Origin of the sequence: Vibrio ostreicida (assembly GCF_013074385.2) — a bacterium.
Lineage (GTDB): Bacteria > Pseudomonadota > Gammaproteobacteria > Enterobacterales > Vibrionaceae > Vibrio > Vibrio ostreicida.
The window spans coordinates 356,990-372,594 of record NZ_JABEYA020000001.1 but is presented as its reverse complement, the minus strand read 5'-3'; the positions used below and the strand labels follow the sequence as shown (position 1 = coordinate 372,594).

Here is a 15,605-nt window from a genome sequence, read left to right as displayed (position 1 = left end):
ACTCGATCTGAATCACTCGCTTTGTTCTCAATGCACTTTTGTATCGCATTTTATTCATATGAAAACTGAGCCAGAACCTATAATCTAATTTGAGGTTCTCTGATATTCAGAATAACCATAAACATTTAGCAAAACTGAGCAAGCATGTTTGAATTTCCACAATTTTCGAAACACTCTGTAAAAAATGATGTGTTATCCGGCCTGACCGTGGCGTTGGCTCTCGTGCCTGAAGCGGTCGCCTTTGCCTTTGTCGCAGGTGTTGATCCTATGGTGGGCCTTTACGCAGCCTTCATCGTCGGCCTTATTACCTCCATTTTTGGAGGCCGTCCTGGAATGATATCAGGTGCGACTGGCGCAATGGCTGTAGTAATGGTCGCCTTGGTCGCTAACCACGGCGTACAATACCTGTTTGCCGCCATCCTTTTGGCTGGGATACTTCAGGTAACGGCTGGCTTGTTTAAACTGGGTAAATTCATCCGTATCGTGCCACACCCAGTGATGATCGGCTTTGTTAACGGTTTAGCGATCGTGATTTTCCTAGCTCAGCTTGGTCAATTTAAAGCGCCTGACCTCAATGGAGTACTAAGCTGGCTACCACAAGATCAGATGATGTTGATGCTGGGTCTAGTTGCTTTGACCATGGGTATTATCCACTTCTTACCCAAGTTGACGACAGCGGTACCCTCCTCTTTAGTCGCGATTGTGACCGTGACCGCCTTAGTCGTCGGACTTGATCTGGAAACTCGTACAGTGGTTGACTTTCTGCGCACTATGTCTGGTGATGACGCTGCTACATTGGCTGGCTCACTGCCAACGTTCTCAATTCCAGCAGTACCGCTTAGCTTAGAAACGTTACAGATTATCCTGCCATATGCGGTGATCCTCGCTGCAATTGGTCTGATTGAGTCTCTACTGACGTTGACCGTCCTTGATGAGATGACCAACACCCGTGGACAATCCAACCGAGAATGTATTGGCCAAGGCATGGCGAATATGACCTGTTCTGTGTTTGGGGCTATGGGTGGCTGTGCCATGATTGGTCAATCAATGATTAACGTTAACTCAGGTGGTCGAGGACGTTTATCCGGTATCGTAGCGGCAGTGGCTTTGCTGACCTTCATTCTGTTCGCTTCTGCCCTAATTGAAATGATTCCACTCGCAGCACTCGTGGGTGTCATGTTTATGGTGGTCATCGGCACGTTTGAATGGGCGACCTTCAAACTCGCACGCCGTGTTCCGAAACAAGACTTCTTTGTCATTGTGCTAGTCACCGTAGTCACTGTGATGACCGATCTCGCCGTCGCAGTCGCCGTGGGCGTGATTGCCTCAGCATTGATGTTTGCGTGGCAGCATGCTAAACACATTTATGCTGACACCTCGATCAACGATGAAGGGTCAAAAGAGTATAAAATCCACGGCCCTATTTTCTTCGGTTCAACCGCCAACTTTTTGGAACTGTTCGATTCCCCTCAAGATCCCATCGATGTGATTGTTGACTTTGCCGATTCTCGAGTCACGGATCATTCTGCCATTGAAGCGATTGAAACGCTGGCTGAGCGCTATTCTACGCTGGGTAAAACCCTGCATTTGCGCCACTTGAGTCCAGATTGTCGTAAACTGTTAGACAAAGCTGGCAGTCTGGTTGAGATCAACGTCAAAGAAGACCCACGCTATAAAGTCGCCACCGATATGGCTGGCTAACTAAAACCTAAAAGGGCTTCCATCTGGAAGCCCTTTTTTCTTACCGATTCTGATTCACTTGATCAACGCATTGAGTTTTTCACCAAGCAAGTCTAATCGCCAGCCTTGCATTAGGTCAGGCACAATTAGTGGATCACGCTGATTTTTCCATACCCAGCTAATCAACTGATTAATTTGCTTTTTCGACGCTAAAAACTCCGTGGCAAGACCAGAGCCCTGCGAAACTTTTTTCACTTCATCTTTAAGTATTTTAAATGTTTGTTTGTACGTCGGCATGTCCATCAAACGTTCTATTGGTTGCGGGTACTCTTCTTCGGGGGTCATTTTCGCGGACTTCACCAAGGCAATCAAACGGGCACTATGACGCTGCACAGAACGCACGTCCATACCTTCCTGTTCCATCCGTTGTTTATTTTGCAAGCCCAGTCGAGCAAGGTTCAGCAAATCGTTTTCTTTGAACACAAAATTAACTGCCAGATCACGACGCATAGCCTCTTTGAGCCGCCATGACGCTAGGGGTTTTAGAATCGCTAATTCCTTGGGTTTCAATTGCCAAGCCCCTTTGATATCCAGATAGGCGCGCTCTGGGTCTAGGGTTTTTATACGCTTATTCATTAGCAAAGAACTTTCTTGCTGCGCCGCATCCCACCAACCCACCTGATGAAGATCATTGAATAACCTCTCGTACAAAGGTTGCAGGTAAAATACATCAGCCGCCGCGTAATCCAGCTGTTTGTCCGTTAAAGGTCTCGCGAGCCAATCAGTACGCGACTCACTTTTGTCTAAGCTCACACCAAGATAGTGCTCGACCAAACTTGCAAACCCAGTCGATAAGCCATGGCCCAAAAACGCGGCCATTAACTGAGTGTCACACATCGGCTCAGGCAGACATCCAAAACTATTATGGAACACTTCAAGGTCTTCTCCACACGCGTGAAGCACTTTGAGGACCGATGGGTCCTTAAGTAATTCAACCAACGCTGTCATGTCGTCAATCACAGTAGGATCAATTAAGACAAGTGTCTCTCCCGCCAACAGTTGGATAAGCCCTAATTGCGGATAGTAGGTGCGGGTACGGACAAACTCTGTGTCCAACATGACAACCTCAGCCTCTCTGGCTTGCTGACAGACCTTTGCTAACTGAGTGGACTGAGTAATAATTTGATAATTCACAAAACTCTCACTGTGACTGATGGGGCGAAAACGAAAAATGCCGACTGATGGGTCGGCATATTAACACTAAACGTTTGGTTCTGCTTCTCTTTAACTCTAGCTGGCCTTAGCCAAACGCGCATCATTTTGTTCGCGAAGCTCACGACGCAATATTTTTCCCACGTTGGTTTTTGGCAGATCATCTTGGAATTCGATCAATTTCGGTATCTTATAGCCTGTGAGGTGTTGACGACAGTGGCTGAGGATTTCTTCTTTGGTGAGGCTCGGATCACGCTTAACCACATAAATTTTCACTACCTCACCTGAGACTTCATGAGGTTGACCGATCGCCGCCACCTCAAGCACCTTACCATGTAACGCCACCACGTCTTCAATTTCATTGGGATACACGTTGAAACCTGACACTAAAATCATGTCTTTCTTACGATCGACAATATAGAGTAAACCATTGTCATCGAGTTTAACGATATCGCCAGTCGACAACCAGCCATCGCTATCAATCACTTCTTTACTCGCTTCCGGCCGTTGCCAGTAGCCTTGCATGACCTGTGGGCCGCGCACTTGTAACTCACCGACCTCATGATTTGAAAGCGGCGTTCCTTGATCGTCGATAAGACGTATTTCTGTCGAAGGAACTGGCAGCCCAATGGCGCCAGTATATTCCGTCAAATCATACGGGTTGACCGTCACCAACGGTGCACATTCGGTTAAACCATACCCTTCAAGTAAGTGAATACCCGTGGTCTTTTTCCACTGTTGGGCCACCGCTCGTTGAACCGCCATCCCTCCACCAACAGACAGCTTAAGATGACTAAAATCCAGCTCCTGAAAATCTTCATTATTGACTAAAGCATTAAATAAGGTGTTGACTCCAGTAATCGCGGTGAACGGATACTTGTGCAGCTCTTTGATAAATCCAGGGATATCACGTGGGTTTGTGATCAGGAGGTTTCGCCCGCCAAGTTCCAGAAACAGTAAGCAATTCACCGTAAGCGCAAACACATGGTAAAGCGGTAGCGCGGTTACCACCACTTCACGCCCTTCTTTGAGCACAGGCCCATACATGCCTTTAGCCTGCATGATATTCGCGATCATATTGCGGTGAGTCAGAATCGCACCTTTTGCTACCCCTGTGGTCCCACCCGTGTATTGGAGAAATGCAATATCATCCCCTGACATAAAGGGCTTAACATATTGAAGTCGGCGGCCTTTATGTAGGGCTTTTCGCATCGAAATCGCCCCTGGCAGATCATACTTGGGGACCATACCTTTGACGTATTTGACCACAAAGTCGACCAACGTCCCTTTCGCTCGCGGAAGCATCTGACCCAAGCTAGTTAACACCACGTGTTTCACTGGCGTGTTGGCCACCACCTGCTCTAACGTATTAGCGAAATTAGACACAATGACAATCGCTTTGGCACCGGCATCATTCAACTGATGTTCAAGCTCTCGTGGGGTATAAAGTGGATTGACATTCACCGCAATCAAACCCGCGCGCAACACCCCAAACAGCGCCACAGGGTATTGCAGTAAATTGGGCATCATCAGAGCGACGCGGTCGCCTTTTTTCAACTTAAGTTCATTTTGCAAATACGCAGCGAATGCACGGCTGCGCTCTTCGAGCTTACGAAAGGTCATTATCGAACCCATGTTCATAAAGGCCGGTTGATCAGAATATTTCTGCACCGACTGTTCAAACATTTCTACCAATGACGGATATTGCTCTGGATCGATATGCTCTGGCACATCGTTTGGGTAACGTGATAACCAAGGTTTATCCACGGTAATACTCCTCGAAATAAGCGGGCTTGTGTCGCCTAAACGCCGTGTTTTTAATGACGACTATTACAACACAGGCGGCAAGCTTGAGCACGTAACACTCAAACACTTGTTTAAATTTTGTTAACTAAACCAAAAATTAGATTAGATACTCTAGAAGGGGCTTGTAGATGACAGTGGTGCCCACCCTCGACGGTCACCACCTCGACAGCGGACGACTCAGTGTTATCTACAGACTGTAATTGGGGAAACCCATGTTTGCCGAGCACAACAAGCTGCGGACAAACAATATGCTCAACAATGGACTGCGCCTGTTCGAATGACATTCGGTACAAAGACTGGCTCTGTAACTTCACATCATGGCGCCATTGCCACCCAGAGCCTGTATCAACCAAACCTCGCTCAACAATAGGATAGATGAGCTCAGGAGCGATATGATTAATTTTGGCTCTCAGCTCAACGGCGTCAGCGACGCGGGCAAAGGCTCGCTTCGGCTTGCGACGAATCGCTTGACGGCTGAGTACACCATCACGCAGTCGCGACACGCTCAGGTTTTGCGCTTCCGCTATTGGACCTCGTCCTTCAATCTGAACTAATCCATTAATGCGTTCAGGAAAGGCCGCACTATAGCAACTAGCTATCAAAGCACCAAGTGAATGACCGACCAGAACCACACTGTTTGCTGACAAGTTAACCAAAAACTGGTGTAGATCGTCGATATAATCATGAAAGGAATAAAAGTGGGTTGCCGCTTTGTGGGGAGAGTAACCATGGCCGGGCAGATCAATCGCAATCAGGTGCAAATAGGGCGCCTGATGATGAAGGCTGTCCATCACAGATTCAAAGCTGGCCGCATTATCAAGCCAACCATGCAAGAACACTAGCGAACATTGTGCCGACTGGCGATCCCCATACTCCACTGCCGCCAGCGTCGTCCCATCAATCTGAAAAGAGGTCTGTGTTTTACTCATTTGACTTGCTGAATCACCTTACCCTGACGCCTACCGCGGGTAATGTCACGACAATAAAGGCTTCGGCACGAATACCGAGCGGGTCCAAAATCATCGTGAAAAATCACCTGTTCTTCAATGCGCCATAGGTGGTAGCTCTTGATATCCATCACTGGGAAACGGTAATCATATTCACCCACTTTGGCATGCTCAACGCCATGATTGTTACCGAGAAAAGTAACCAGCCTACCTTGTGTGGCGGAAACTGGGTCAATAAACCCATCAACGTAGCCAACAAAACGACCGCTGGGCTCCCGATTGATATCGGGTTTTCCATCGCTGTTTATCGGCAGGTTGACCACTTCAATTCGGGTGACGGTTTCAAGGTTAGTGACCGAGGCAATCACACCACCTAGACGCAGATCTTGACCGCCAGAGGCATCTGGGTCCCAGCGCGCATAATCGGTCAAGAGATGGGGATCACTCGAGACCAGATTATCGGGCAACGTAGTGCATGCGCTCAATAATAACGTTGCACTAAAAAGAGAAATCGATGTCAAAAAGCGCCTGTTCATCACCACTTACCTTACTAATTTAGATATAAATATCGACACCCAGCAACTGTGATAGTTCATCGCGTTTGGCTTGATTCATCACCTTTAGGTAGGCTTCCATAGCTTGGCGGCCTTGTCCTTCGGGCAAGTCGTATTGCACTTGTGCTTTATGAATGTCCGATTCATCAACATGACGGATAGAATGGGCGACCGCGTTGGCGACTTTCGAAGGTTGGCCAATCGCGCTCGTCTCCGACGATTTTTTTGACTCTTTTTTGCGACTGGCCTTGTTGGCTTTATTTGGCCCCGGAACCGACGCAGGTAATCCATTAATTGAAACCATAAAATCCGTCTGTTTTCATATTACTCACGGCCTGGCAGTTTTTTCCATGTGACCGTATCACGCAGGTAAACAGGGCTGGCCTGTTCAACCGACACTGTGTTGCCCTTGGCAAATTCATGTGCGGCCAACACCACAATATCTTGCGCCTCAGGGTACAAGACATCACCTGAGGAGACATTCAGTTTGAGCTCTGCCAAGACCGCCTGATAAGCATCCCAACCGGTGCCAGCTTGGGTCCATGGGTGCTCATCTGCCGCGACCGACGCCACCAATTGTTCGGGGGCAATCACTCTCTCTGTTTGTAGTGTTTGCCAAGTGCCATCTTCTTGACGCACAAATCGGCCCCAATACACCTCACTCATTCTAGCGTCAATCGCACACGCCACATGATGCGCAGCGTGTTTGCGATAGCTGCCTTCAGCCATGGCTTCCAATGTTGAGACACTGATCATGGGCAAATCGGCACCAAACGCTAAACCTTGTGCAATACCGATGCCAATCCTTACTCCGGTAAAACTGCCTGGGCCTCGACCAAACGCCAGCGCGTCCAATTCTGTTAGGGCAACCCCTGCCTCTTTGAGAACGTCATCAACCATGGGAAGAATTTTCTTGGTGTGGTCACGCGGGGCAACTTCGCTGCGGGCATAGATCTTTTGATTGACTAACAGGGCAACAGAACAATTTTCTGTTGCCGTATCTAGGGCAAGAATTTTTGCGCTCATTGAATTCTCTGATTATTGGTTGATGGATGAAATTTGTTTAAGAAAATCTTTCACTGCCCCTAAATCCCGAGTCCGAGGGATCGGGGGCAGGCTGGCAAGGAAAATACCGCCATAATCGCGGGTAACTAAGCGGTTATCACAAATGATCAACGCACCTTTGTCTTTTTTATCCCGAATTAAACGCCCAACGCCTTGCTTTAGGGTGATCACGGCATCTGGAATCTGGACCTGAGCAAACGGATCTCCCCCTCTTAACTGACAATCTTCAATACGTGCTTTGAGCAGAGGATCGTCAGGGGCCGTGAAGGGCAATTTATCAATAATAACACAGCTCAGGGCATCACCTCTAACGTCAATCCCTTCCCAGAACGCGCCCGTCGCGACCAACAACGCGTTACCCAAATCCATGAACTGCGCCAAAGTTTGTTGCTTACTGGTCTCCCCTTGCACTAACACCGGCAATGTCAAGCTATCGCGAAATTGTTCTCCCAAGTCTCTCATCATACTGTGGGACGTGCACAGAAAAAAGCACCGCCCTTGGTTTTGCTCAATCACTGGGCTCAACATCGCCACCAATTTTTGTGCAAGACCCGGACTATTCGGTTCTGGCAAATAACGGGGGACACACAACCTCGCCTGAGTCTGATAGTCAAATGGACTCGGTAGAGACAACTCACTCGTTGGCTGCAAACCCAACCTGGAGGTAAAATGGCCAAAATCACCACTGACCCCCAACGTTGCAGAGGTAAAAATCCATGCCCCTGATTTAAGCTCAATCAGCTCTTTGAACTTGTCCGAAACCGACAACGGCGTAATGTGCAAACTAAAGTGGCGCGGGGTGGTTTCATACCAGTAGGAATAACCCGTAATTGACACATCGCATACTCGGGTAAGGCGTGTCTGTATCAAGTTGGCCCTTTCAAAAGCCGCATCGAGTAGCTGGCTGCGGCCCAAAGCCAACTTGAGTACGTCCAAACAAAAGTCTAACGATTCGCGCAATCGATCAAGTTGGGTCGTGATCCCCACAGACTGAAGCGCTTCACGCCAGTTACCGCGAAACGCCGCTTCGCCGAGGGCAATACGCAGGTCCATGCTCGTTTGTCCGAGCTTTTCCGCCACTTTTTGCAATTGACGCATGTCTTTTGCATCAGTCCGGTAGCCAATCTCAATATCTTTCGACAATTCCTGAATCTGGCGGCTCGACAACGACTGCCCAAAATAATGGCTGGCAATATCAGGCAACTGGTGGGCTTCGTCGAAGATAAACACCTCAGCCTCTGGAATCAATTCGCCAAAGCCAGTCTCCTTAATCGCAAGATCGGCCAAAAACAAGTGGTGATTGACCACCACCACATCGGCATCCATGGCTTTTTTACGCGCTTTGAGCACATAACAGTCCTGATAACTGGGGCACTCTTTCCCTAGACAGTTATCATTGGTTGAGGTAATAGCTGGCATCACTGGGCTGTCTTCAGCAATCGCGGTACACTCACCAAGATCACCACTTTTCGTCTCACTCGCCCATGAGCGAATTTTGACTAGCTGGCTTAATAACGTAGGATCAGCGTGATGGCCATGACTTTCGAGCATCTGTCGGCTTAGCCGGTCAAGGCAAAGATAATTGGCTCGCCCTTTTAGCAGAGCAACCTGCCCCAAAAAACCCAATGCGCCAACCATTAAAGGCAAGTCACGATGAAAGAGTTGTTCCTGTAGGTTTTTGGATCCCGTGCTTATGATGACTTTTTTGCCACTTTGCAACGCGGGGACGAGATAAGCAAACGTTTTCCCGGTCCCTGTCCCTGCTTCAATCACCAGTTGGCGATTGTCGCGAATCGCCTGACCGACCGACTCGGCCATATCCAATTGCGCTTGCCGTGGCTGAAACCCAGCAATCGCTTTGCCCAGCGCGCCCTGAGCGGAAAAAGTTTTAGAGATCATCAAATTCAGTATCAGGTTGTCAGCGAGTTACAGCCCAGAATTATGGCAGGTTTGCTCACTTGGTGCGAATCAAATCCAATCCCATCACTCCAACCAATCGGTTAATTCAGATTAATGGTTGAAACCAAAGCAGGATTAGTTTAATTGTATCCCCAAGGCAAGCGGGTTGATGACCGTTCAATACCCGCGCTGCGCCATTATCACACAACATTTATTCACGGAAGTATGCCACCAATGGAAAAGAAAACACTCCTTACTCACTGTACAGATGCGCCCGGATTGATCTCAAAAATCACCAATATCTGTTACAAGCACCAGCTCAATATCGTGCACAACAATGAGTTTGTTGATAACACCAGCGGCCACTTTTTTATGCGGACCGAGTTAAAAGGGTACTTTAATGATCACACCTTACTCGCCGATCTGGATCAAGCCCTGCCCAAGGGAACCAAACGTCAGCTGATTGGCGCAAATCGAAAGCGCATTGTCATTTTGGTGACCAAAGAAGCCCACTGTATTGGGGATATTCTGATGAAAAGTTACGATGGCAGTCTCGATGTCGACATTGCGGCCGTCATCGGCAACTATGACACACTACAAAGCCTCACTGAAAAGTTTGATATTCCTTACCACCATGTTTCACATGTCGGCTTAGATCGTGAAAGCCATGAAAACAAGATGTTGGAAGTGATTGATCAGTACAACGCTGACTATCTGGTGCTGGCGAAATATATGCGGGTCCTGACGCCAAGCTTTGTCGAGAAGTACCATCATAAAATCATTAACATTCACCACAGTTTTTTACCCGCTTTTATTGGGGCAAAACCTTATCAACAAGCCTACCAACGTGGGGTTAAGATTATTGGCGCCACGGCGCACTTCGTGACCAATGATTTAGATGAAGGTCCTATCATCCAGCAAGACGTGATCCCAGTGGACCATAATTTCAGTGCTGCGGATATGGCGCAGGCGGGCAGAGACGTAGAAAAAAACGTGCTGAGTAAGGCGTTAGGGAAAGTCATTAACGACCATGTGTTTGTCGATGGTAACAAAACCGTGATTCTTTAATCACCTAGACGTAAGCCTAGCCCTCGTCACTGCACCAAGCCAAACAATAGCATCGGTGCAGTGTTGTTAGGTTATTAGAATGACCAATGAAGAAGGTTATAACCTGCTCGCCAATTCTACGCCTTGTCTGATTGCCCTAACAGCATCCAATTCACCAGCATGATCAGCGCCGCCAATGACGTGGAGTTTATCACCAAATTGCTGCCACTGATCTTCAAAAGGACGCACTGAATCTTGGCCAGCACAGATGATGACCGTATCGACCTCAAGCAATTGTGGGGTTCCATCTCGGGTAATATGCAATCCTTGATCATCAATTTTTTCATAGCTCACACCACCAACAAGGTTCACTCCTCGTTTTTCGAGAGTGCGTTTGTGGATCCAGCCAGTGGTTTTACCCGGCCCTTTGCCCACTTTACCTTGACGGCGTTGCAGTACCCAGACTTCCTTGTTACTGAGTGAGTCAGGATATGGGAACAAGCCACCAGGATGAGCGATGGACTTGTCAATCCCCCACTCGTGTAGCCAGTCATCGAGGTTGTGATCGGTCGGCTCAGTAAGCATGGTCGCGACGTCAACGCCGATCCCGCCAGCGCCAACAATTGCCACTTTTTCCCCGACGTATGTTTTTTCTTTGATGAGCGTTTGATAATCAATCACTTTTTCAGGGTGCTCTATCCCTGGAATCTTGACCTGACGTGGCGTGACACCCGACGCGAGCACCACTTCATCATACTCACGAAGCAAATCTATATTGGCGTCAGTTTCCAGATGAAGTTTGACCCCTGTTTGATCAATCTGATTGGCGAAATAGCGAATCGTTTCACGAAACTCTTCCTTGCCGGGGATTTGCATCGCTAAGCGAAATTGGCCACCAATGCGGTCGTTACGCTCAAACAAATCAACATGATGACCGCGCTGAGCCAAAGTCGTCGCACAGGAAAGGCCCGCTGGGCCTGCCCCCACCACCGCGATGTTTTTCGGGGCTTGGGTGGGTGTAATAGTTAATTCATCTTCACGGCACGCTAGCGGGTTGACCAGACAACTCGCTCTTTTTCCTTTAAACACGTTGTCCAAACAGGCTTGATTGCAACCAATACAAGTATTGATCAAATGAGACTGCTGCTGCTCTGCTTTACTGACAAAATAAGGATCGGCCAGAAATGGACGAGCCATGGAGACCATATCGGCCTCACCACCAGCGAGAATACGTTCGGCTTCTTCGGGCGTGTTAATCCGGTTACAAGTCACCACAGGTATCGTAACGTGTGGTCTGACTTTATCCGTAACCCAGGTAAAGGCTCCGCGTGGCACCTGTGTAGCAATGGTCGGAATGCGCGCCTCATGCCAGCCTATACCGGTATTGATCAGGGTTACGCCGACTTTTTCTAAGGCTTTTGCCAGCATCACCACCTCTTCAAAGGTGCTGCCTTCTTCAACCAAATCAAGCATGGATAAGCGAAATATAATAATAAACTCGTCACCCACTTCGTGGCGGATAGCACGCACAATTTCCAGTGCAAGACGGATACGGTTTTCATAGCTACCACCCCATTCGTCGTAGCGGGTATTAGTCCGCTTACAAATAAATTGGTTGATGAGATAGCCTTCCGAACCCATGACTTCAACACCATCGTATCCAGCCGATTTTGCCAGCCCTGCGCTATGAGCAAATGCCTTAATGGTGTTCTTAATCTGTCTATTACTCATTTCGCGAGGTGCGAAACGGGCGATGGGCGCTTTGATCGCAGACGCGCTTTGAGAGAAAGGGTGCATCGCGTATCGCCCAGCATGGAGCAGTTGCAAGGCTATCTTGCTACCATGTTGGTGTACCGCTTCGGTAACCACCTGATGGGCTTTAGCGTGTTTGGTTTTGCTAAATTCAGCGCTGAAGGGGTGTAAACGACCGCGCAAATTTGGAGAAAAGCCCCCAGTGACTATCAAACCCACTCCACCCTTTGCCCGCTCCGCATAAAACGCCGCCAGTTTATCCAGGCCTTGTTTATGTTCTTCAAGGCCGGTATGCATTGAGCCCATCAAGACTCTGTTTCTAATTTGGGTAAATCCGAGATCAAGTGGCTTTAACAAATTTGGGTACATGGCTGACATCGCTTTGTTATTTTTCTGGTCTGACCACGATAATTGTAATTGTAATAAAAATCAAACAAGCGTTTACAATTGTGTAACACCGATCATCTTGTTGTTGTTTGGATATACTAGTTTAAGTAGGATGTAACGTTTCCATACTGAGACCGCCTTAGCACAAAGGCCTATACCTGTGCCAGACACAGCGGAGCCACAATGAAAAAACTATTTAAGTCAGTGGGTTTAATTTTTAAAGGGATCTGGAAACTGATCTCATTTATTCGACTTGCTTTAGTGAACCTGATTTTTATCCTGACGCTCGGGGTGATCTACTTTCTCTATTCGAGCGCTGAGGCGCCAGTACCTTCTGTGCCTCAAGCATCAGCTCTCGTGGTTGATATTTCAGGCCCAATTGTCGAACAATCTTCCTATATCAACCCGATGGACTCATTTACTGGTTCCATGTTTGGTCAGGAGATCCCGCGGGAAAACGTATTGTTTGATATTGTTGACGCCATTCGTCATGCCAAGGATGATGAAAAAATCACTGGCATAGTTTTGGCTTTACAAGATATGCCGGAAACCAACCTCACCAAGCTGCGCTACATAGCGAAAGCGCTCAATGAGTTTAAAGCGGCGGGCAAACCCATCTATGCCGTCGGCGATTTTTATAATCAAAGCCAATATTATCTCGCCAGTTATGCCGATAAGGTTTATTTGTCCCCCGATGGCGCGGTGATGATTAAAGGCTATAGCGCGTATTCGTTATACTACAAAACCTTACTGGAAAAGCTCGATGTTAATACGCATGTGTTCCGTGTCGGCACTTACAAATCCGCAATTGAACCGTTTACGCGTGACAGTATGTCACAGCCCGCTAAAACCTCTGCGTCACGCTGGTTAGATCAACTTTGGGGCGCCTATGTCGACGATGTGGCGACTAATCGCCAACTTTCCGCGCAAACGCTCAATCCAACTATGGAAGAATTCCTTACTTTACTGAAACAACAAGGAGGCGATGTGGCAGCCTTGTCGCTCGACCTAGGCTTGGTCGATGAACTCGCCAACCGCCAGCAAGTGCGTGCCGCTTTGGTGGACGTTTTTGGCAGTGATGGCGAAGACAACTATAAGTCGATCGGTTACTACCAATATCTGGCAACGATGCCATCTCAGTACAAGATATCGCAGCAAGACATTGCGATTGTGGTCGCCAGCGGAGCTATCATGGATGGTCAACAACCTCGCGGCGCCACGGGTGGCGATACGGTCGCCGATTTGTTACGCCAAGCGCGCAATGATGACAACGTCAAAGCTGTGGTACTGCGCGTCGACAGCCCAGGTGGTAGCGCATTTGCCTCTGAGGTAATTCGTAATGAAATAGAGGCTCTCAAACAAGCAGGTAAACCTGTGGTCGCGTCGATGTCGAGTTTAGCGGCGTCCGGCGGTTACTGGATTTCGATGAATGCCGATCGCATTGTTGCTCAACCCACTACTCTCACTGGCTCCATCGGTATTTTTAGTGTGTTCACGACGTTCGAAAAAGGATTAAACAAGCTGGGCGTGTACACCGATGGTGTCGGAACGTCCCCGTTCTCAGGTATCGGCATCACCACAGGTTTGTCACAAGGTGCGGCAGATGCTTTCCAAATGGGGATTGAGCATGGTTACCATCGCTTTGTCGGACTGGTGAGCAAACACCGCAATATTCCGTTAGAAACAATGGATGATATTGCTCAGGGTAGAGTGTGGACAGGGCTTGATGCCGAACAATATGGTTTAGTCGATCAAATGGGTGACTTTGACGATGCGGTCAAAGTGGCTGCTGATTTGGCCGACATACAGAGCTACAACCTGTATTGGGTTGAGGAACCACTCTCCCCCACAGAACAGTTCTTCCAGAGTTTGGTCGATCAAATCAAGATCAGTAGTGGTCTTGATGCGACGGCTTTGTTACCCAAAGCCCTGCAACCTCTGGCCAGCCAAGTGGCAGGGGACGCGAACTTACTAAACAGCTTTAATGATCCAAAAGGGCAATACGCGTTTTGCCTCAACTGCCAAACACAGTAATCTGCAACGCTCGACCTGTCGGTACAGACCACTGAACTGGGTGTGTACCGTGCTGGGGTATTCCGTGCGGGATACCCCTTTTTATTGTTACTGATTAAGATATAATCCCAGCTCCTGTTCCCTATAATTTACTGGTTTTTAAGCAATGGCAAGAAAACACATTTATATCGCCTATACGGGCGGTACCATTGGTATGCAAAAATCCCATGACCACGGCTATGTTCCTGTCGCTGGTTTTATGGAAAAACAATTAGCCAGCATGCCAGAGTTTCAGCGTCCTGAAATGCCAGCGTTTACCATTCACGAATACGACCCCTTAATCGACTCTTCAGATATGACGCCGAGAGATTGGCAACAAATCGCAGACGATATTCGTGATAACTATGAAAAATATGACGGTTTCGTTATTCTTCATGGCACCGATACCATGGCCTACACCGCATCTGCCTTATCCTTTATGCTAGAAAACTTAGCTAAGCCGGTGATTGTGACAGGCTCACAGATCCCGCTGGCCGAACTGCGCTCTGATGGGCAAGCCAATTTGCTGAATGCGCTGCACATTGCCGCAAATTACCCGATCAATGAAGTAACGTTGTTTTTCAACAACAAATTGATGCGAGGCAACCGCAGCACCAAATCTCATGCTGACGGTTTCAATGCGTTTACTTCACCCAACCTCCCCGCTCTGCTTGAAGCGGGCATCAATATTCAGATCAGCAATGACATCCAAGTCGGAGCGACACCACAAGGCCAATTCAAAGTTCACGACATTACGCCGCAACCGATTGGTGTCATTACCATGTACCCAGGCATTTCCCACGAGGTGATCCGCAATACCTTGTTGCAGCCGGTCAATGCAATGATTCTGCTGACATTTGGCGTCGGCAATGCACCACAGAACCCTGAATTACTCGATCATTTGAAAGACGCTTCAGAGCGTGGTGTCATCGTGGTCAACCTGACCCAATGTTTAGCAGGCAAAGTGAATATGGGAGGCTATGCGACGGGTTGTGCCCTCGCGGAAGCTGGGGTGATCAGTGGCTTCGACATGACGCCGGAAGCGGCGCTGGCCAAGCTTCACTATTTGCTCAGTCAAGATCTCAGTTACGAGCAAGTCAAAGTTGAGATGCAGCAGGTTCTGCGTGGTGAAATGAGCGTCTAGCCAAACCACACTCTGTTTTATAAAAACCGGCTTCAAAAGCCGGTTTTTTTCGTCTGGATC

12 protein-coding genes are annotated in these 15,605 nt (G+C 48.3%); 4 read left to right on the top strand and 8 right to left on the bottom strand.

Annotated features, from left to right (window positions below):
- Nucleotides 1-144: 144 nt before the first annotated feature.
- Entirely contained in the window at nt 145-1,701 is a 1,557-nt protein-coding gene (locus HLM86_RS01680; protein WP_170882112.1) for a SulP family inorganic anion transporter, read from the top strand.
- A 54-nt stretch (nt 1,702-1,755) separates the two neighbouring features.
- On the opposite strand, the gene rnd is transcribed toward HLM86_RS01680, so the two are convergent.
- From rnd to yoaA, 7 genes are all read right to left on the bottom strand, one after another.
- Entirely contained in the window at nt 1,756-2,874 is a 1,119-nt protein-coding gene (gene rnd / locus HLM86_RS01675) for a ribonuclease D (RefSeq protein ID WP_076585246.1), read from the bottom strand.
- A gap of 96 nt (nt 2,875-2,970) precedes the next feature.
- On the bottom strand, nt 2,971-4,659 hold the full coding sequence (gene fadD / locus HLM86_RS01670; protein ID WP_076585248.1) for a long-chain-fatty-acid--CoA ligase FadD: 1,689 nt from the start codon (nt 4,657-4,659) through the stop codon (nt 2,971-2,973).
- Between the two features lie 110 nt (nt 4,660-4,769).
- Nucleotides 4,770-5,627 carry an alpha/beta fold hydrolase gene (locus HLM86_RS01665; RefSeq protein WP_170882113.1) on the bottom strand — a complete coding sequence of 286 codons (858 nt, stop codon included), beginning with the start codon at nt 5,625-5,627 and terminating at the stop codon, nt 4,770-4,772.
- Nucleotides 5,624-6,181 carry a Slp family lipoprotein gene (locus HLM86_RS01660; RefSeq protein ID WP_170882114.1) on the bottom strand — a complete coding sequence of 186 codons (558 nt, stop codon included), beginning with the start codon at nt 6,179-6,181 and terminating at the stop codon, nt 5,624-5,626. Before HLM86_RS01660 ends, HLM86_RS01665 begins: the two co-directional genes overlap by 4 nt.
- A 19-nt stretch (nt 6,182-6,200) precedes the next feature.
- Entirely contained in the window at nt 6,201-6,503 is a 303-nt protein-coding gene (locus HLM86_RS01655; protein WP_076585255.1) for a chromosome partitioning protein ParA, read from the bottom strand.
- Nucleotides 6,504-6,523: 20 nt separating this feature from the next.
- Nucleotides 6,524-7,225 carry a tRNA (adenosine(37)-N6)-threonylcarbamoyltransferase complex dimerization subunit type 1 TsaB gene (tsaB, locus tag HLM86_RS01650; RefSeq protein ID WP_170882115.1) on the bottom strand — a complete coding sequence of 234 codons (702 nt, stop codon included), beginning with the start codon at nt 7,223-7,225 and terminating at the stop codon, nt 6,524-6,526.
- 12 nt (nt 7,226-7,237) lie between these two features.
- Nucleotides 7,238-9,163, bottom strand: coding sequence for a DNA repair helicase YoaA (gene yoaA, locus HLM86_RS01645; protein WP_170882116.1), 1,926 nt, complete (start codon nt 9,161-9,163; stop codon nt 7,238-7,240).
- Between the two features lie 234 nt (nt 9,164-9,397).
- Between yoaA and purU the strand changes: the two genes are divergently transcribed.
- A complete protein-coding gene (purU, locus tag HLM86_RS01640) occupies nt 9,398-10,231 on the top strand; it encodes a formyltetrahydrofolate deformylase (protein WP_076585261.1) in 834 nt (277 codons plus the stop codon).
- A gap of 96 nt (nt 10,232-10,327) precedes the next feature.
- Here purU and HLM86_RS01635 read toward each other — a convergent pair whose 3' ends face one another.
- The gene (locus HLM86_RS01635) at nt 10,328-12,331 is read right to left on the bottom strand and encodes an NADPH-dependent 2,4-dienoyl-CoA reductase (protein WP_170882117.1); all 2,004 of its coding nucleotides are present in this window, start codon (nt 12,329-12,331) and stop codon (nt 10,328-10,330) included.
- A 201-nt stretch (nt 12,332-12,532) separates the two neighbouring features.
- Here HLM86_RS01635 and sppA point away from each other — a divergent pair, with 201 nt between their 5' ends.
- The gene (gene sppA, locus HLM86_RS01630; RefSeq protein ID WP_170882118.1) at nt 12,533-14,383 is read left to right on the top strand and encodes a signal peptide peptidase SppA; all 1,851 of its coding nucleotides are present in this window, start codon (nt 12,533-12,535) and stop codon (nt 14,381-14,383) included.
- A gap of 145 nt (nt 14,384-14,528) precedes the next feature.
- Nucleotides 14,529-15,545: an asparaginase gene (ansA, locus tag HLM86_RS01625; protein WP_076585267.1), complete on the top strand. Its 1,017-nt coding sequence runs from the start codon at nt 14,529-14,531 to the stop codon at nt 15,543-15,545.
- Nucleotides 15,546-15,605: the final 60 nt, after the last annotated feature.